The 472-nt window shown below is 59.5% G+C and carries 1 protein-coding gene; it reads left to right on the forward strand.

Annotated elements, in window-relative coordinates:
- Nucleotides 1–472: immunoglobulin-like domain-containing protein (locus GYA94_RS03445; protein ID WP_161891785.1), on the forward strand; the 472-nt coding region annotated here is incomplete at both ends.

The following is a 472-nucleotide window of genomic DNA, read 5'->3' on the forward strand; positions in this document are numbered from 1 at the left end:
CCGAAGGCGGCCAGATCACTTACACCGTGACCCTGGTCAGCGCCGATCCGAGCCTGCCAGTGACCAACCACAAGGGCCTGACCTTCACCCTGACCGACGGCACCATCGTCACGGTCAAAGCCGGTGAATCGGTCGGCACCACCACTGTCACTGCGCCAGACAACGTCTACGTCAACGATCCAGTCACCATCACCCAAGGTCTGACCAAGGTTGAAGGCGCCGGCGCCGATCAGTTCGAACAACTGAACCTGGGCAAAGATACTGTCAGCACAGTAGTTACCGATGAGCCGGGTACTCCGGGTAACCCAGGTGGCAATAACGAAGGCGACCTGGTCAAGGTCACCATCGCTGCGGATCAGCTGTCCGTGAATGAGGCGACTGAGCCAACCTTCACCGTTACCTTGAACAAAGCGCTCGACAAGCCATTCACCGTGACCCTGAGCACTGGTGCCACCCTGACCTTCGCGGCAGG

It is taken from the genome of Pseudomonas juntendi (assembly GCF_009932375.1).
GTDB lineage: Bacteria > Pseudomonadota > Gammaproteobacteria > Pseudomonadales > Pseudomonadaceae > Aquipseudomonas > Aquipseudomonas juntendi.